This is a genomic window from Alphaproteobacteria bacterium (genome assembly GCA_005883305.1).
In the GTDB taxonomy this organism is placed as follows: Bacteria; Pseudomonadota; Alphaproteobacteria; order Sphingomonadales; family Sphingomonadaceae; genus Allosphingosinicella.
Window position 1 is genome coordinate 1,963,095 of sequence record VBAC01000001.1, and the last position, 17,767, is coordinate 1,980,861.

A 17,767-nucleotide genomic window follows, 5' to 3' on the forward strand; every position below is an offset into this window, starting at 1 on the left:
TCCGGCAACATCGGCCACCAATGACCGTTCGGCCTGCGCAATGTTTGCAACTGCGCGGGCCAACGCACGTTAACATTGCTGTGAAGGAATGGAATTCGAGCATGAAGGCCGGTGCCGACAACGCGACACGCCAATATGTGAAGGTGGCTCCGCCCACCGTTCACGCCGGCGTGGGCGATGCCCTGCGCCAGGCGTTCCGGATGGACGGCGAGATGCGTTCGCTGACGGTCTTCGAACAGCTCCTCGCCCGCCTCGATTAGGCTTCGGGGGCCTCGTCGATATCCGGGTCGCGGTCCCGGCTCAGCTCGTCGACCTCGCTCATGATCGATTGCAGCGCGGTCTGGTTGTCCGGCGTATGGTGCGACCGGCGCGAGGGCAACTTCCCTTCGCTAAGCAGCGCTTCGAGCGCCACCCGGCCGCGGGCGACCCGGCTCTTGATCGTCCCTACCGCGCAGCCGCAGATCTCGGCGGCTTCCTCATAGGCGAAGCCGCCCGCGCCGACGAGGATCAGCGCCTCGCGCTGCGGCTGCGGCAGGTGGAGCAGGGCGCGCTGCATGTCGCCAAGCTCGATGTGGCGGTCCTGGCTGGCCGGGGCGGCGAGCAGCTTCGAGGCCGTCAGCTCGTCCCACTCGCCCTTGAACCGGGCCCGGCGCATCTGGCTGAGGAACAGGTTCCGGAGGATGATGAAGGTCCAGGCGCGCATGTTGGTCCCGGCCTGGAAGCGCTTGCGCGCCGCCCACGCCTTGAGCAGGGTTTCCTGTACCAGATCGTCGGCGAGATCGCGGCTGCCCGAAAGCGAGCGGCCGAACGCGCGCAAATGCGGAATGACCTGGCCAAGCTGCTGCTTGAACTCATCGTCGGGCAAAGGCGCCCAATCGCCGTCATTCGCCTGAACCTGTGCCGGCTGTTCGCCCGCCATCAAATGCCCCTCACGCTTCAATTTCGACGATCTACGGTTCCCGGACGGGTCCCGCCACAACCAAAGTCAAGACAAGGATTATAGCCAGAAAAGCAGCAGCGCCCCGAAGATGACGACCACCAGCGCAATGCTCCACGCAAGGATGTAGCGCGTCATCCGGGGGGTCGAGCCGGCCCGTGCCTCCTCGGTATTGATATGCTCAGATCCGTCCATTCCGCCGTCCGCCGGTTCCATTCGTTTCAGGCGGGCAACGCCCGCCCGCGGAACCGGTTCCCTCCGGTCCGCGCCCGATGAAGCGCGGACCGGAGGGTTCAGGCCGGAACCGTCGCCGCGTCGAAAAACAGCGCCTGGGCGATCGCCGCTTTCACGGTCGAGCGCTGGAAGGGCTTGGTGATCAGGAAGGTCGGCTCCGGCCGCTCGCCGGTCAACAGGCGCTCGGGAAAGGCGGTAATGAAGATCACCGGCACCGCGAATTCGGCCAGGATGTCCTTCACGGCGTCGATTCCGGAACTGTCGTCGGCGAGCTGGATGTCGGCCAGGACCAGGCCCGGGCGCTTGGCCAGCGCCTGGCTGACCGCCTCGTCGCGGGTCACGGCCACTCCGGTGACGTTGTGGCCGAGGTCGCGGACGATCGTTTCGATATCCATCGCGATGATCGGCTCGTCCTCGATGATCAGCACGTCGGCCCGGGTCTGGCGCTCGATCTCGGCCAGCGCCTCGGCGACCAGCGCTTCGACCTCGGAGCCCGACGCGCCGATCAGATAGCCGGCATCCTCGGGCGTGAAGCCCTCCATCGCCGTCAGCAACAGCGCCTGGCGCGACAGCGGGGTGATTCGCGAGAGGCGGGCGCGGGCGATGTCCTCGGGCGCCTCGGCGCCCGCGTGGCCCGGCTCTTCCTCGACATTGGCGGTGGACCAGATCGCATGGAACGTCTTGTACAGGCCGAGCCGGGGGTCGACGTCCCGCGGAAAATCGCCGGGGGCCGCGACGATCGCTTCCAGCGTGGCCCGGACGAAGGCGTCGCCATGGGCCTGAGTGCCGGTCAGGGCGCGGGCGTAGCGGCGGAGAAAGGGAAGATGCGGCGCGAGTTCCTGGCCAAGCGACATGGGTTTGCGACTCCTTCGGTCAATCACGGGTTAAATGTGTGGACGCCTGCGCGATTGCAACCCCGTGACGGTCGCGCAACGACACGCACCAAACGGGGAAATGCCGAGCCGCCCCCGCTGTACGCCCCTATGGAACAATCGTCGGAGTTTTTTGTTTCAATGGTCGCGTGGGCCGATTATTTCGGTGCCGCGACATTCTTGCGTCTGTTAAGCGGGGAAGCACGAGCTGGCTCGCCCAGACATTCGATTCCAGGCGGGGCGTCGCTCGGGGGTATAGTCATTGAGCTTTGAAAAGGACACGGACGGACCGCGCAAGCGCAAGCCCGCCGCTGACGGAGACATGGAGATTTCGAACCCATCCAGGCGTGCGAAGAGGCGCCCCGCGACCGGCGAGGTCGGAAGCGCCTTGCGCAGCGTCTACGATCGCGCGCTCGCCGAGGATATTCCGCCCGAAATGCTCGATCTCCTCGGCAAGCTTGGCTAGGGCTCGCAGGCGAAATGAGCGGCCGCACGCAAAGCTGGGCGGCGGGGCGTTGGGCGGCCCTTTCGACAGGCCTAAAGATGTTTTTCTTCCTGAGCATCGGGCTGCTTCCGCTCGGGTTGATCGCCGTCTCCGCCTCGTTCGACAATGCCCGCGCCAACCGTGACAAGGCGGAGATCGAGGCGCGCGCGACGCTGACCACGCACGTCCAGCGCTTCACCCTCGCTCTGTCCCGCAACGGCTCGACGATTCGCTCGGCCCGCGACGCAATCATCGAGGCGAACAACCCCGAAGGGGTCTGCGCTCGAACGCTGGCGCGCCTGGCGCGCGCGCCAAACACGCCCGGCCGCTTCGCCCTGTTCGGCGAAGGCCCGGAGCCGCGCTGCCGGAGCGAAGGGTTCGTTCCCCCGCCCGCGCCTCCGGGCCGGGGAGCGGTGGGACGGGGCCTGATCTCGCCCGACGGCCAGCGGCTGACGATCTTTCTCTACCAGCCGGACGGAACGATCGAGGGCGTCGCGGAATACGATCGCGCCACTCTGGCCGATGTCGTCAACAAGCCGGTCGTGCCCGGCAATTTCGCGGTCTCGCTGGTCGAAGGAGGCCACCGGATGCTCCTGCGTCCAGGCCCCGCGGCGAGCGCGTTCGAAAGCGGCGTGACCGTCGATTTTCCGGTCTCCAACGCCGGTTACGCGATACGGCTCAACGCCTTGATTCCGCCGGTCACCGCGACCGACCTGCTGGTCATCCTGACCCCCGTATTGATGTGGCTGTGGGCCTCGCTGGTCGGCTGGATCATCGTCCAGTGGCTCCTTCTGCGCCCGCTCGGCCGGCTTCAGGGCGTGATTTCGGCCTACCGCCCGGGGACCAGCTTCGACCTGCCGGCCGTCCGCAGCCCGGCGCAGGAGATCGACGCTCTGGGCCAGGCCTTCGACCAGGCGGCGCAAACGGTCGCCCGCCACGAGGCGGAGCTCGAGGCCGCCGTCGCGCGCCAGACCCGGCTGGTTCGGGAGGTTCACCACCGGGTGAAGAACAACCTCCAGGTCGTCGCCTCGCTTCTCAACCTCCACTCGCGCGGCTCGACCAACGAGCAGGTGGCCGCCGCTTACGCCTCGATCCAGCGCCGGGTCGACGCGCTCGCCGTGGTCCACCGCAACCATTATGCCGAGCTCGAGGCCAATCGCGGCGTCGCGCTCAAGCCGCTCATCTCCGAGCTTGCCGCCAATCTGCGCGCCACGGCCCCGTCTTCCGCCTCGGGGACGCAGATCCGGCTCGACGTCGCACCCGTCTACGTGACTCAGGACGTTGCCGTCTCGGTCGCCTTCCTGGTCACCGAGATCGTCGAGTTCGGTATGTTCTGCGGCTCGACCATGGTCTCGGTGGTGATCGAGCCCGAGGAGGGTGGGACGGCCCGCCTCGCGGTCGAGGTCGATGCGCTGTCGCAGACCGTCGATTGCGACGAGGCGCTTGCCGACCGGTTCGAGCGGATCGTCACCGGCCTCGCCCGCCAGCTCCGCTCGGCGCTGGAGAGGGATTCGGCGCGCGGCCGTTACTCCGTCCTGCTCAACGTCCTCCCGTCCGACGCCTGAATCTTTTTTTTCAAAAAATTTTCGCCAACCGTGGAACCCACCGTCCGCCCCTCCGTTTAGCAATTCGGATAGTGACCTTTTGCCCCCCCGCTCTCGCTATCCAGAACATGGGCCCGGACGCGCTAACCTCCCCCCCCCCGGTAGCGCATCCGGGCTCAACTTCTTTTTGGGCCGCTCTCCCTTCCCACTCTGGTTGCCGCGCGGAACTGAATCGGCCGCGCGGGCATTGAGCGACCATAACCGGCCCGGCGCCTCTCGCTCCGAGCCCACTGGTTCAGGAGACTGCACATGAAGAAGCTGTTCGCGATTTTCGCGCTCGCCGGGACGCTCGTCGCAGCGACCGCATGCAATACGGTTCGCGGCGCCGGCGAGGACGTCGAATCCGCCGCCAACGCGGTCGACAACGCGACCTGAGGCCGAATGCGGCATTTCTGCTTGCGGGGCGCCTTCGGGCGCCCCTTTTTTATGCGGCCTGCCTGGCGCGCCGGCGCTCGGTGAACCAGATGGCGACCAGCGAAAGCTCGTAGAGCAGAACCATCGGCACGGCGAGCAGGAGCTGGGAAACCACGTCGGGCGGCGTGAGGACCGCGGCGGCGACGAAAGCGACGACGATCGCGTAGCGCCGCCCGCGCTTCAGCTGGGCCCGGCTAACGATCCCGACCCGTTCCAGCAGCATCAGCAGCACCGGCAGCAGGAAGGCGACTCCGAAGCCGAAGATGAAGCGGGTCGAGAAATCGAGATAATTGCCGACGCCGGGCAGCGCCATCTGCTCGATCCCGCCGATATTGCCGTCGTAGCCGAGCAGATAGGTCAGCGCGAGCGGCATGGCGACGAAATAGGCCAGCGAGGCGCCGCACAGGAACAGGACCGGAGTCATCAGGAGAAAGGGCAGGAACGCCTTCTTCTCCTTGGCGTAGAGTCCCGGCGCCACGAACAGCCACAGCTGCGCGGCGATGATCGGGAAGGAGATCATCCCGGCGGCGAAGAAGGCGACCTTGATCTCGACGAAGAAGGCCTCGAACACCGCCGTGTAGATCAGCCTGCTCTGGCCTGCGGCGATCAGCGGCCGGAGCAGGAAGGCGTAGATCGGCCGCGCGAAATAGAGGCAGATGGCGAAGGTCACGCCCAGCGTCAGGATGCTCCACAGCAGGCGCCGCCTGAGCTCGATCAGATGGTCGAGCAGCGGCGCCTTGCTCTTCTCGAGCTCGTCGGCCTCGGTGCGCTCCATTTCGCTCACTGCGAGTCGTCCGCCGGAGGCGTTCTGGGCCGCGGCTGCGCTGCGGCGCGGGCGGGCGCCGCGCCGCGTGGCGGCGGGGCCTTGGGCCGCGAGGCTTTAGGCGAAGGCGGGGGCGGCGCGGGCGGAGGGGGCAAAGCCTCCGGCGCGGGCGAGGCCGGATCGGCGGCGAGGGGCGCGGGCCACGGCTCGGGCGCGGCGACCGCCGGGAATTCACGCATGATCCGCTCGTTGTCGGCCTTCCACTTCTTCTCCATCTCCTCGAGCTCGGATTCGCGCATCATCGTGTCGAGGCCGCTTCGGAAATGCTTGGCCATGCCGCGCGCCCGGCCGACGAACTGGCCGATCGTGCGCATCACGCGCGGCAGGTCCTTCGGGCCGATCACCACCAGGGCGACGACCGCGATGATCAGCAGCTCGCTGGAATCGACTCCGAACATGACGCCCTTTCCGGCGGGGACCGGCTAGGCTTGCCGGTCCGTCTCGGGCGCTCGGACCGGCTCGACCGGCACCGGCTCGACCGGCGGAACCGGCCGCGCCTCGACCGCCCGCTCGGCGGTGAGGCGGCGCGCTTCGGCCTCCTCGTCGTCCGACATGCCCTTCTTGAAGCTCTTCAGGCCCTTGGCGACGTCGCCCATCATGTCGGAAAAGCGGCCCTTGCCGAACAAGAGCAGGATGACGATGCCGACGATCAGCCAATGCCAGATGCTGAAACCACCCATTTTCTCTCAATCTCCTCGTGCCGGGCCAGTCTAGGCCTCTTCGGCGCCGGTTTCCAGTTCGGCGTCGTCCTCGTCCCGTTCGAGGCCCAGCCGCTCCAGCGCGGTGTCGACCGGATCGAGCAGTCCCGCCGCCTTCAAATCGTCGATTCCCGGCAGGTCGCGCCGGCTCTCTAGCCCGAAATGGGTAAGGAATTCCTGAGTCGTCGCGTAGGTGAGCGGCCGCCCCGGAACCTCGCGCCGGCCCGCGGGGCGGACCCAGCCGGCCTCCATCAGCACGTCGAGCGTGCCTTTCGATATCTGCACGCCGCGAATGGCCTCGATCTCGGCGCGGCTGACCGGCTCGTGATAGGCGATGATCGCCAGAGTCTCGACCGCGGCGCGGCTGAGACGGCGGCTCTCCTCGCGCTCACGCCGAAGGATATGGGCGAGATCGGCGGCGGTCTGGAAATGCCAGCGTCCGCCGCGCTCGACCAGCTCGACGCCGCGCCCGGCATAATGGCTTTGAAGCTCGGCCAATGCGGCCTTCACCTCCACTCCATCGCCGACATAGAGCGCGATATCGGCGGCGCTCATCGGCTCTTCGGCCGCGAACAAAGTGGCCTCAACCGCGCGCAGGGCGTCGTCCATCTCCCTCATTCCCGGCCGACCCCTTGCTCCCCGGCGGAGGCCGGGGCCCAGGCCGGGACGAAGTCCTGGACCCCGGCCTTCGCCGGGGAACAGCATAGGGGCGGTTTCAACCCCCTCACGCCGCCCTCACGTAGAGCGGCGTGAAATTCCCCTCCTGCTGCAGAGCGACCTTGCCGAGCCGGGCGAGCTCGAGCGTGGCGACGAAGCTCGAAGCCAAAGCAGACTTGCGGAACTCGCGGTCCTGCGTCTCCGGCAGGAAGGCCTCGAGCGCCGTCCAGTCCATCCTGGTCCCGATCATCCGCTCCAGCCGGTGGATCGCCTCGTCGAGCGTCATCACCGGCCGCCGGGCGATGACGTGCACCGAAGGCTCGGTGCGCGCCCGGATGATGCCGTAAGCGGAGATGATATCGTAGAGGTCGGCCTGCCAGGCCGAGCGGCGAACGACCTTCAGCCCCTCGGGCGCGCGCCTGAGGAAGACGTCGCGGCCGACCCGGTCGCGCCCGATCAGCCGGGCGCCCGCCTCGCGCATCGCCTGGAGCCGCTGGAGGCGCAATTGCAGCCGCATGGCCAGCTCGTCCGGGCTCGGATCGACGCCCGGGTCCTTGGGAAGAAGCAGGCAGGATTTGAGGTAGGCGAGCCAGGCGGCCATCACCAGATAATCGGCGGCGATCTCCAGCTTCAGCTTCTTGGCGTCGGCGATGAACGTCAGATATTGCTCGACCAAAGCGAGGATCGAGATTTTGGCGAGATCGACCTTCTGGGTCCGCGCCAGCGTCAGCAGCAGGTCGAGCGGGCCTTCCCAGCCGTCGAGATCGAGCGTCAGCCGGTCGGCCTCCGCGGTCGGCGCGGAATCCAGCTCGAAGGAGTCGTCGAAATCGCTCACGGGCGCGAGCCTAAGGCGCAGGCGCGCCGAAGTCGAAGGGCAAAGCGGACTTTTCCACAGGCAGGCATGATCAGCTTACGTCGAACCGCTCATCCTGAGGAGGGACTGAGCCTGGCGAAGGCCCGTCTCGAAGGACCGTCCTTCGAGACGCCGTTTCGACAAGCTCAACGGCTCCTCAGGATGAGCGGGGGAGAGATTCAAGCTATCGCCAATCGCCCTAAGTACACCGCTGCGTATCCGTCACCCAGGTCGCCAGCGGGGCGATGGTGATGGTGATGATGTCGCGGTAGACGGGCGACGGGACCTTGCCGAGCCCGCCCTGGGTCAGGATGGCGGTCATCGCGATATTCTCGCCGGCGAGGCCGCTGGCCTGGCAGCGCACGGGCGTGAAATTGGGCCGGCTGCTGTCGACCTGCTGGCCGAGCAGCTCGTAGCGATAGGCGATCCGCTCGGCGGCGTTGCCGGTCGGGGCGCCGGTCGCCGTCATCCGCCAGCCGTTCTGGGAGGAGACTCCGACCTCGTAGGGGCCGGTGCCGGCGACCCGCAGATAGTGGCGCCGAAGGTTGACCGAAGGCCCGGCGGCGGCGACGTCGGTGTCGCTGAGCATGCCGATCTCGCCGAAATCGGGCTCGGTGCCGACGAGGCTCGCCTGGACCGAGCCGTTGACGCTCAGATAGATCGAGAAGCCGCGGTTGACCGTGCCGCGATCCGACCGCCCGTCCAGATAGTCGCACAGGTACCGCACGTCGAACACATGCTCGAAGGTCCCGGGCTCGATGGCGGTGCCGGCCGGAATGCGCAACTGCATGTCGAACGTCCGGGAGCTCGCTCCGCCCGAGGCGGCGAAGGTGAGGTCGATCTCGCCGGCATCGTCTAGGCCGGGCTCGAGACTCGGCCCCGGCCGCTCGTAGACGACGTTCCCGCCGCTGCCGCTGCCGTCGTCCCTGATCAGGAACACCTGGGTGAACAGCCGGTAATTGGCCGCCCTCAGCAACAGCGCGCTGTAGTTCGTCCCGAAGCTCTGGCCGCCGCGGCGGGCGGTGGCGGTGAAGGAGACGACATAATCGTTGGGCGACATGGGATCGTAGGACTGGCTGATCCACACCGGATCGAAGCCGACGCTGCACACGTCGCCGATCCGTCGCCTTGGCGGCTGGGCCATGACGGTCGCCGACCAGCAGACGAGGAGGGCAAAAGCGGCAAGGCGGGGTAGGAGCTTACCCATTCAAGGTCCTTCCACGGGCGAAGCATCGCCGACGGAAACGAGGCCGTCCGCCGCTTCTCCAACATTGATCTCGTACAAGGTCGGCGGATCGGTGGTCATGGTCAGCCGCCAGCGCCCGGGCTTGACGCCGGATATGTCGTAATGCCCGTCCGACGAGGTGAAGAAGGTCGCCGGCGCGCGATCCTCCGGGCCACCGACTTCGTACGCCTCCCCTGCCGCGTAGGTGAGCGGGCTCCCGTCGGCGCGCAGCAGCCGGCCCGAGGCCGTCATCCAGTAATCGGAGCCGACGACGATCCGGTAGGCCCCGCGATAAGGCGCCTCGAAGCGATAGGCGCCGGCGCCGATGTCGTAACCGGCGGGCATGCCCTCCGGCTCGACGAACACCTCGCGCTCCGAATAGGCGCTGAGGTCGGGAACGACCGCCGGCCCGAGCCAGCCGGATGCGGCGAGATGGCCGTTGCCGATCGGGTTGACCACCAGCCTGCCGCCCCGGGCGCTGCCGTGCGGCTCGATGATCGCGAAGCCGTTGAGGATCGGCCGCGCCAGGGCGAGCCGGCCGTCGGCGAAGACGATCGAGGCCGCCGCCCGGGCGGAGGTCCGCTGGTCGGCGATCTGGCTGAAGCCTTCGTCCCAGGTGGTGAAATGGGTGAGTCCGAACAGCGCGCGCTCGCTGGTGTAATTGCCGACGACGTTGAAATCGCCGCCCGACGCGCCGTGATTGGCGTCGACCGACAGGTCCCACTGGCCGACGTCCTGCCCGTGGAACATCGAATAAGCGAGCCGGCCGCGCTGGTAGCGGCTGTCATATTCGGCCCGCGCCGTGGACCGCTCGCTGGCGCGGAAGGTGAGCGTCGCGAAGACCGAGAAGCCGCTATATTCGGGCGAGTCCTCGTAGGTCCCGTTGAGTTCGAACTCGAGCCGCCGGCTGATCTGGAAGCCGGCATTGGCGCGGTAATAGGAGCGGTCGGGAAGGATGCCGCGCCCCTTGCTGTAGGAGACGTCCGCCCCGGCGTAGAAGCGTTCGCTGAAGGTGTGCGAGATGGCCCCGCTCGCCTCCCATGCGAACGGGTTGGCCGGAGGCACCGAACCCAGCGGCGCGAAATCGCGCGAGCGGGTCTCGAACCTCAGGTCGATCGTGCCGGCGCCGGAAAAGGTCCGCTCGAAGGTCAGCGAGCCCGCCCAGCCCATGCCGAAGCCGTCGGCGTTCGAGAGCGCGAAATCCCCGGCGAACAGGCCGAGCTGGGTGCTGAGCAGGCCGTTGAGGCCGCCCATCTGGCTGTCCGCATCGGCCTGGAAATGGCCTCCGGCGGTCAGCGAATCGCTGAAGCCGCGCCGGTAGAAGCCCGAGACCAGCCAGTCGTCGGAATATTCGGGGCCGCTCGGCCCGAGCTCGGAGCGCACCCCGGCGTAGAAAGCGAACTCGTCCAGCCCGCGCTGGAGCTGCTGGGTGTCGTAGAAGACGCTGTAGCGGAGCACCTCGCGCGGCCCGGCGCCCTGATCGACGAGGACCCGGATATTGTTGCCTCCCTGGGCGAAGGGAAAGTCGCGCACGTTGTAATTGCCGGGCTCAAGCCGGATTCGGCGAGCGCTTCGGCCGTTGACGAGGATGTCGACCGAAGAGGCCGTGTTGAGCTGGAAGCTCTGCCCCCCGCTCGGGCGAACGATCCGCATCGGCTGGAGCAATTGGTAGGAGCGGACGATCGCGATGCCGGCGGCGTCGGGCGCGTTCTGGAACAAGGTCGGCACGACGAGCAGGTCGCCGGCGATGATCCTGAGCGGCGAGCTCACGTCGTCATAGACGAGGCGGGAGGCCTGGCGCTGGAAGTCCGGCCCCGCCTGATCGGGCCGCCACAGAGCGAGCGTCTCCGCGACGATGCCCCCCGCGCGGACCGCGCCGGTCAGGACGATCGAGGCGTTGCCGAAGCCGGTCTCGTCGCTCTGGCTCTGGTGGACATAGTCGATCGATCCGTTGGCGGTGAGGAAGGCGCTGAAGCCGGCCGGAGTCTCGGCCGGGCCGCGATGCTGGAAATCGTTGTCGACCAGCGACACTCCGCGCTGGCCGCGAAGCGCCACCGGAATGGTCAGCTTGAGCTCGAGGCGCTCGGAATCGTAGGCGATCGGGGTCTCGAGCGCGGCGGCGGTCGCCAGGTCGATCGAGACGCGCCCGGCGAGCTGCGCCTGGAGCCGCTCGCGCGCCTCCTCGCTGAGGCGCGATCCCACCAGCTCGATCAGCCGCGCGGACGGAAGGCTGAGCTCGCCCGAGGGGGAGCTATGGGCGTCGACCTCGCCGATCAGCCGGCCGTTGTCGGTCATCGGCAGGGTCACGATGCCAACTTCGGCGCGGCTTTCCCCAAGAGCGCTCGCCGGCGCGGGCGTCTGGCCGCCGGCGGGAGCGGCGACGATCGCGGCGAGCGCTCCTATGGCGCAGCCGCTAGCGCGTCGCCGGAAGGAACCGCGCCTCAAGAGACCCGGATCCCGAAGGCAGGCTGATCGGCAGGATCAGGCTGCGCCGCTGGCCCGGCCCGACGAGGCCGTAGCCGATGGTTTGCTGGATTTCCGACGGCGAGAGGGTGCGCTCGAAGACCGCCCGCCCCGACGAGTCGCGCTCGACCAGGCTCAACGTGCCGCGCGAAACATAAGCGTGGGTGGCCGAATCGTTGTGGACCACCACGACCGGCGCCGGATTGCCGTCGGTTCCCTGTCCGATCGAGGCCGATTCCACCCGCAGATTCGCCTGCGCCCGCGGCGGCGAGACGCTGACCAGCACCTGGAAATTGTAGAGCACCTGGATCGCCGACTGCCCGGCCGGGAGCGTCACCGGGGCCTGGGCGACGGTGACGTAATAGGATCTGCCCCTGTCGATCGCGCCGCCAGCCCATTGCACGCGGAAGGTCTGGGTTCGCCCGGGCTCGATCACCGCCTGGGCTGGAAAGACCCGAAGATCGCTGGACGGGCCTTCGACCGACACGCCGTCGTCGCCGAAGGTCAGCGATTCGACGCGGATCTCGACCGGAAGCCGCGCCGCGTTGGTGTTTTCCACGGTGATCGTGCGGCTGGTGCCCTGCCCCACGGCGTTGAGGTCGATCACGATCGGCTGGACGGTGGTCGCCGGAGCGGACGAGATCGCGATGGCGCTCGCCGCGGTGATCGCAAGCATCGTCTTCAAGATGGTGCGCATGCCCCTCTCCTTCCCAATCATGACGGCGAGATCGTGATCAGGATCACGCTCGTATAGGCGCCGGCGACGAGCAGCGCCCCGGCCGGGGTGCCGAAGCTGTAGACCCGCAGCGTGACGTTGTCGGCGGCGTTGGCCAGCGGCGCCGTCAGCTGCACGTCGGTCGGCGCGGGCAATGAGCTGGCGGTCGTGTAGGTAATCGAGGGCGGCGATCCCGAGGCTTGCAGAACCGCCACTTGGGCCGTGAAATCGATATTGTTGGCGTATCCGGCCGGCGCCGTCGTGCCGGTCGACAGGCGGGTGGCGGAGAGCCTGACCCTCGGAGTCGCGCTGGTGCAGACCAGGCTGAAGCTTCGGACGGCGTCCGGCGAAGCGTCGGTGAGATCGGTGCGAAGCCGCCCGTCATTGCCGGAAAGCTCGCCGAGGTTGATCGTCTCGCTGAACGCCTGGCCGCCGCCGAGAACGCTGCAGCGTCCGGCGACGGAGCCGGTGAGGTTGATCGTGCCCGTCACCTGCTGGGCGAACGCCATTTGCGGCAGGGCCAGCAAGGCCGCCGCCGTCGCCAGATATTTCATGGGACCTCCTTTCGCCGGAGGGCCCGAATGAACCCTAGGTGGCGGGGCTGATGGTGACCGTCAGTCGGTCTGCGTAGGAATTGGAGGCGATCAGGATCGCCGGATCGGTATAGCCCTGGCTGCTGATGCGGATGAACGATCCCGGCGCGTTGTCCGAGGCGCCGGGGAGGCGCAGGCCCGCCGTCGCCGTCGCCGGACCGCGGAACACGCAGCCGCCGGTCCCGGCGGTGAGAGTCGCCGACTGGCAGGTCGCCGACGCGCTGGTCGCGTTGCCCGCGAGGCTGAGCGTGATCTGATAGGGGGCGAGCTGCGAATAGCCGTTCGGCACCGTCGGCACGTTGGCCTTCATTCCGCCATTGTCCGAGACGATCCCGACCCGGCTCGGCGAGTTGCAGCGAAGCGAGAAGGCGACGTCGAGCGAATAGGCGCCCTCGACATTGCCGACCGAATAGGTCCCGCCGGGCACCGCCCCGCTCGAGAAGGAGCAGGCGGCGCTGACGCTGGCCGTGACGTTGATGCTTAACGAAACCTCGCGCGGCGATGCCCCGTAGACCGCCGTCCCCGAGGTCTGCGCGCGCAGCGCCGAGGGCGATGCGGCAAGCAGCGCGCCGAGCAGGGATGTGATCGATATCTTGCATAAGCCGCGGCGCATGGCCCCCGCCATAGAGTGCGAATTGCTAGAATCAGGTTACCCCGCCGTGCCGGCCCTCCCATCAGGTGAAACCCTTGGTTGACGCATTTAGTTGGGGGATGAAGGCTCAATCCTCGATCGGCCGCCGGAACGTCTCGGGCAGGAAGAGGAGGCCAATCAGGACGGTGAGCGCGCGGAGAGCCGGGCCGAGACCCGGCGCCATCCGTTATTGCGCGCCTTGTCGGCGAGAGTCTCGCCGTGAACCGAGCGGATGCGCGGATCGGTGCCCGCCTCCAGCAGGTAGAGGACGATATCCTCCCAATCCTGGTACATCACCATCGCGGGAGTCTCGTCTTCGTCGTTGCGCGCATTGACGTCGGCACCCGCCGCGACCAGCAGGCGCGCGTCCTCGACCGTCTGCGCAAGGTGGAGCGCGGTAGAGCCGAACCTGCCGCGGTGATTGGGATCGACGCCGCTGGCGAGAAGCAGGCGGATCACGGCTGTGCGATCGCACTGGGAAAGGTGTTCGCAATCCGTCCCCATCGCTTCGCTGAGCAGCGGACGCCGTCCGGCATGCGGGTCGAAGCGGAACGGCAACAAGTCCCGCAGAATATCCACGTTGCCGGCGGCGGCGGCGGCATCCGCGATCCGCCTGTGCAGGTCTGCTCCACTCTCCGCCAATGCCCCGGATGAAACCAGGAACTGGAAGATGTCCGAACGGCCGCCGCGCGCCGCCGCCTCGACGGCGGTCAATTCGCGGACGCGGGCCGTGGCCGGGACTCCGGCCGCATGCAACTCCCTGACGATCTCCAGCTTGCCCGTGGCGGCCGCGACGACCATCGCGGCGGCCGCCTCCGGTGACCGGAAGTTCCAGCCCGCGGCACGCATCGCTCCGACCGTCCCCGCATCGCCCTCGGTCCCCCGCCGGGATTGCCCGATCTCGTCGATCAGCCGCTCGAGCTCGGTCACCGCGGCTGGCATACCGTCTTCTTCTCCACGATAGTCGACGACGCGCCTCGATCGGCCCGGCATGGTCAAGGTGATTGTCTGGGTCGGTCCGTCAGAGGACGTGCCTTGGTAGGAATCGCGAAGTTGGAAGAAGCCGGCGGCCTCGAACCGGCGGGCGAGCGCGCTCACCTGCTCAGGATCGACCCGCCATTGCAGCCTGCCTGGAACGAGAACGCTGCCCCTGCCCTCGTAAGTGACCAGGCCAGAACTCTCGATGATCAATCGATAGTCCGGGCACGAGCCGAAGCAGGCGCCTCGATCGAGCTCGATCCGGATCGGTCCCGCGCCGTGCGGCGACCCGTCGCCTTGGGCTACCACCGGCGCAGATGCCACTATTGCTGGCAGGGCCAACAAGCTGCCGGCGATCCATGCCCGCCTTGCCAACCGGCACAACAGGATTACGCTGGGCTCGCCACCAGTGTTCGCTGCGCTTGCCAAATCAACGCTCCCTCTGCCGGGGCCAGCGTGGCATGGGGCCGCGATGATAAGCAAGGACCGCAGCTTCGATACGATAATCCTCGGCGCGGGCGGCGCTGGGCTGATGTGCGCCGCCGTGGCGGGGCAGCGCGGACGGCGCGTGCTGGTCATCGACCATTCCGACCGGCCGGGGAAGAAAATCCTGATTTCGGGTGGCGGGCGCTGCAACTTCACCAACCTCCACAGCGCGCCCGACCGCTTCCTTTCGGACAACCCGCATTTCGCCAAGTCGGCGCTCGGCCGCTACCGGCCGGAGGATTTCCTCGGCCTGGTCGAACGCTACAAGATCGCCTGGCACGAAAAGACGCTCGGCCAATTGTTCTGCGACGGTTCGGCGCGCGAGATCGTCGGCCTGCTGATGGCCGAATGCGCCAAGGGGCAGGTGCGCCTCTCGCTCGGCAAGGCGATCGCCGGCGTGAGCCATGCGGACGGGCGGTTTACAGTCCGCTACGGCGACGAGACCGCCGCCGCTCCGGCACTGGTCATCGCCACCGGCGGCCCTTCGATCCCCAAGATGGGCGCGACCGGCTTCGCCTACGATCTGGCGCGGCAGTTCGGGCTGAAGGTGGTGGAGCCGAGGCCCGCTCTCGTGCCGCTGACGCTGAGCGGCGAGGAATTGCTGTTCCGCGAGCTTTCCGGCGTCTCGGCCGAGGTGATCGCGCGGGCCGGCAAGGCGGCGTTCCGCGAGGCGGCCCTGTTCACCCATCGCGGCCTTTCGGGCCCGGCGATCCTGCAAATCTCGTCCTACTGGCGCCCCGGCGAGGAGATCGGGATCGACTTCCTGCCCGATCAGGCCGCGGATTGGGCGCTCGCCGCCAAGCGGGCGCGGCCGAAGACGCATTTCCACACCTTGCTTGGCGAATTGCTGCCCGACCGGCTGGCCGAGGCGCTGGCGAAGAAGATCGGCCTGTGGGGCGAGCTCGCCAACCTGCCCGACGCGAAGCTCCGCGCGGCGGCGGCGCGGCTCGCCGACTGGCGCTTCCGGCCGAGCGGCAGCGAAGGCTTCGCCAAGGCCGAGGTGACGGCGGGCGGAATCGCCACCGACGGCCTGTCCTCGCGGACAATGGAGGCCCGCAAGGTCCCCGGCCTCTACGCGATCGGCGAGGCGGTCGACGTCACCGGCTGGCTTGGGGGCTATAATTTTCAGTGGGCATGGGCTAGTGGCTGGGCCGCTGCGCAGGTTCTTTAGCCCCACGCTCTTGCCGGGCGGATCGCGCGCCCCATCTGGATTTGATATGACATTCGAAACCCTTCCGCCGCTTCTCGGCGAAGCGCTCGCCGCGCGCGGCTATGAAAAGCCGACACCGGTTCAGGCCGCCGTCCTCGAAGCCGACGCCGAAGGGCGCGACCTCGTCGTCTCCGCCCAGACCGGCTCGGGCAAGACGGTGGCCTTCGGCCTGGCCATGGCCCCGCAGCTGCTCGATTCGAACGGTGCCCTGCCCTATTCCCTCAAGCCGCAGGCGCTGGTGATCGCGCCGACCCGCGAGCTTGCGCTTCAGGTCAGCCGCGAGCTGATCTGGCTCTACGGCAAGGCGGGCGCGCGGATCGCGACCTGCGTCGGCGGCATGGATCCCTCGAAGGAGCGGCGCAACCTCTCGCATGGCGCCCAGATCGTGGTCGGAACGCCGGGGCGGCTTCGCGACCATCTCGAACGCGGGGCGCTCGACCTCTCCCAGCTCAAGGTCGCCGTGCTCGACGAGGCCGACGAGATGCTCGACATGGGCTTCCGCGAGGATCTCGAGGAGATTCTCGACGCCACCCCGTCCGAGCGGCGCACGCTGCTTTTCTCGGCCACCATGCCCAAGCCGATCGTCGCGCTCGCCAGGCGCTACCAGCGCGACGCCCTGCGCATCTCGACCGTCGGCGAGGAGCGCGGCCATGGCGATATCGCCTATCAGGCGATGACCGTTGCCCCGGCCGAGATCGAGCATGCCGTCGTCAACCTGCTTCGACTGCACGAGGCGGAATCGGCGCTCCTCTTCTGCGCCACCCGCGACAATGTGCGGCGGCTCCATTCGAGCCTCACCGAGCGCGGCTTCAACGCCGTCGCCTTGTCCGGCGAGCACAGCCAGAACGAGCGCAACCAGGCGCTTCAGGCCCTGCGCGACGGCCGCGCCCGGGTGCTGGTCGCGACCGACGTCGCCGCGCGCGGCATCGACCTGCCCAACCTCTCTTTGGTGGTCCATGTCGAGCTTCCGCGCGACGCCGAGACTTTGCAGCACCGCTCCGGGCGAACGGGGCGCGCCGGCAAGAAGGGAATCGCGGTGCTGGTCGTCCCCTATCCGCGCCGCAAGCGGGTGGAATCGGTGCTTCGCGGCGCGCGCATCGAGGCCGAGTGGATCAAGCCGCCCAGCCCCGAGGACATCCGTCGAAACGACCATGAGCGGCTTCTCGCGGCCTTGCTCGAGCCCATCGAGATCGAGGAGGAGGATCGCGCGCTCGCCGCCCGCCTGCTCGAGCGCAAGACGCCCGCGGAGATCGCCGCCGCCTTGGTCCGGGTCCACCGCGCGCGCATGCCTGCCGCCGAGGAGCTGGCCGACGCCGGCTCGGCCCCGCAGGGCCGTCCGGAAGGGCCGCGCCCCGGCTTCGAGGATACAATCTGGTTCCGGATGGACATCGGCCGGCGGCACAATGCCGATCCGCGCTGGATCCTGCCTCTGCTCTGCCGCCGCGGCCACATCACCAAGAACGAGATCGGCGCGATCCGAATCGCCGCGGGCGAGACGATGTTCGAGGTGCCGCGCGCCACCGCCGCCAAGTTCGCCGCGGCGCTGAAGCGCACCGCCGGCGGCGATTCCGACGGCGAAGGCGGAATCACCATCGAGGCGGTGCAGGGAAAGCCGCGCGACGCGGAGCGGGAGAACCGGCGCGGCGGCCCGCCGCCGGTCCGGCACCAGGCCAAGCCCTACCGCAAGGCCGCGAAGCCCCACCGCGGCCGCTGAGGCCTGATCGGCTTTGACTGCCCGCTCCGCTCATCCTGAGGAGCCCCTTCGACTGCCTGCCAAGGCAGGCGCTCAGGGTAAACTTGCGAGCTCGTCGAAACGGCGTCTCGAAGGACGGTCCTTCGAGACGGGCCCTCGACAAGCTCGGTCCCTCCTCAGGATGAGCGGCTCAGCTT

The 17,767-nt window shown here is 68.1% G+C and carries 18 protein-coding genes; 5 read left to right on the forward strand and 13 right to left on the reverse strand.

The genetic code is table 11. The features are described from left to right. Positions 1–256: 256 nt before the first annotated feature. Both E6G92_09765 and E6G92_09770 read right to left on the reverse strand, forming a co-directional pair. Positions 257–919: a sigma-70 family RNA polymerase sigma factor gene (locus tag E6G92_09765; protein TMJ20017.1), complete on the reverse strand. Its 663-nt coding sequence runs from the start codon at positions 917–919 to the stop codon at positions 257–259. A gap of 311 nt (positions 920–1,230) precedes the next feature. Continuing rightward, the gene (locus E6G92_09770) at positions 1,231–2,025 is read right to left on the reverse strand and encodes a response regulator (GenBank protein ID TMJ20018.1); all 795 of its coding nucleotides are present in this window, start codon (positions 2,023–2,025) and stop codon (positions 1,231–1,233) included. 280 nt (positions 2,026–2,305) lie between these two features. Between E6G92_09770 and E6G92_09775 the strand changes: the two genes are divergently transcribed. The 3 genes from E6G92_09775 to E6G92_09785 all read left to right on the forward strand — a co-directional run bounded on the left by E6G92_09775 (position 2,306) and on the right by E6G92_09785 (position 4,506). Further along, a complete protein-coding gene (locus E6G92_09775) occupies positions 2,306–2,509 on the forward strand; it encodes a hypothetical protein (protein TMJ20019.1) in 204 nt (67 codons plus the stop codon). A 14-nt stretch (positions 2,510–2,523) separates the two neighbouring features. Further along, complete coding sequence (locus E6G92_09780; GenBank protein TMJ20020.1) at positions 2,524–4,092, forward strand: HAMP domain-containing protein; 1,569 nt, start codon at positions 2,524–2,526, stop codon at positions 4,090–4,092. Between the two features lie 288 nt (positions 4,093–4,380). After that, positions 4,381–4,506, forward strand: a complete 126-nt coding sequence (locus tag E6G92_09785) for an entericidin A/B family lipoprotein (protein TMJ20021.1) — start codon at positions 4,381–4,383, stop codon at positions 4,504–4,506. 49 nt (positions 4,507–4,555) lie between these two features. Here E6G92_09785 and tatC read toward each other — a convergent pair whose 3' ends face one another. From tatC to E6G92_09840, 11 genes are all read right to left on the reverse strand, one after another. Next, a complete protein-coding gene (tatC, locus tag E6G92_09790; GenBank protein TMJ20022.1) occupies positions 4,556–5,320 on the reverse strand; it encodes a twin-arginine translocase subunit TatC in 765 nt (254 codons plus the stop codon). Positions 5,321–5,325: 5 nt separating this feature from the next. Then, complete coding sequence (gene tatB, locus E6G92_09795; GenBank protein TMJ20023.1) at positions 5,326–5,766, reverse strand: twin-arginine translocase subunit TatB; 441 nt, start codon at positions 5,764–5,766, stop codon at positions 5,326–5,328. Between the two features lie 24 nt (positions 5,767–5,790). After that, on the reverse strand, positions 5,791–6,048 hold the full coding sequence (locus E6G92_09800) for a twin-arginine translocase TatA/TatE family subunit (protein ID TMJ20024.1): 258 nt from the start codon (positions 6,046–6,048) through the stop codon (positions 5,791–5,793). A 30-nt stretch (positions 6,049–6,078) separates the two neighbouring features. Continuing rightward, on the reverse strand, positions 6,079–6,675 hold the full coding sequence (scpB, locus tag E6G92_09805) for an SMC-Scp complex subunit ScpB (protein ID TMJ20025.1): 597 nt from the start codon (positions 6,673–6,675) through the stop codon (positions 6,079–6,081). A gap of 115 nt (positions 6,676–6,790) precedes the next feature. Beyond that, entirely contained in the window at positions 6,791–7,558 is a 768-nt protein-coding gene (locus tag E6G92_09810; GenBank protein TMJ20026.1) for a segregation/condensation protein A, read from the reverse strand. 217 nt (positions 7,559–7,775) lie between these two features. Beyond that, complete coding sequence (locus E6G92_09815) at positions 7,776–8,783, reverse strand: hypothetical protein (GenBank protein ID TMJ20027.1); 1,008 nt, start codon at positions 8,781–8,783, stop codon at positions 7,776–7,778. Next, positions 8,784–11,108: a fimbrial biogenesis outer membrane usher protein gene (locus E6G92_09820; GenBank protein TMJ20028.1), complete on the reverse strand. Its 2,325-nt coding sequence runs from the start codon at positions 11,106–11,108 to the stop codon at positions 8,784–8,786. It lies immediately after the preceding gene. A gap of 106 nt (positions 11,109–11,214) precedes the next feature. Next, positions 11,215–11,961 carry a molecular chaperone gene (locus E6G92_09825; protein ID TMJ20029.1) on the reverse strand — a complete coding sequence of 249 codons (747 nt, stop codon included), beginning with the start codon at positions 11,959–11,961 and terminating at the stop codon, positions 11,215–11,217. A 17-nt stretch (positions 11,962–11,978) separates the two neighbouring features. Next, a complete protein-coding gene (locus E6G92_09830; protein ID TMJ20030.1) occupies positions 11,979–12,533 on the reverse strand; it encodes a hypothetical protein in 555 nt (184 codons plus the stop codon). 34 nt (positions 12,534–12,567) lie between these two features. Continuing rightward, positions 12,568–13,185, reverse strand: coding sequence for a hypothetical protein (locus tag E6G92_09835; GenBank protein TMJ20031.1), 618 nt, complete (start codon positions 13,183–13,185; stop codon positions 12,568–12,570). Positions 13,186–13,341: 156 nt separating this feature from the next. Next, positions 13,342–14,490 (reverse strand): hypothetical protein, encoded by a 1,149-nt coding sequence (locus E6G92_09840; GenBank protein TMJ20032.1) that lies wholly within the window; start codon positions 14,488–14,490, stop codon positions 13,342–13,344. Positions 14,491–14,653: 163 nt separating this feature from the next. Here E6G92_09840 and E6G92_09845 point away from each other — a divergent pair, with 163 nt between their 5' ends. Then, entirely contained in the window at positions 14,654–15,838 is a 1,185-nt protein-coding gene (locus E6G92_09845) for an NAD(P)/FAD-dependent oxidoreductase (protein TMJ20033.1), read from the forward strand. Positions 15,839–15,884: 46 nt separating this feature from the next. Next, positions 15,885–17,591: a DEAD/DEAH box helicase gene (locus E6G92_09850; protein TMJ20034.1), complete on the forward strand. Its 1,707-nt coding sequence runs from the start codon at positions 15,885–15,887 to the stop codon at positions 17,589–17,591. Positions 17,592–17,767 lie beyond the last annotated feature (176 nt).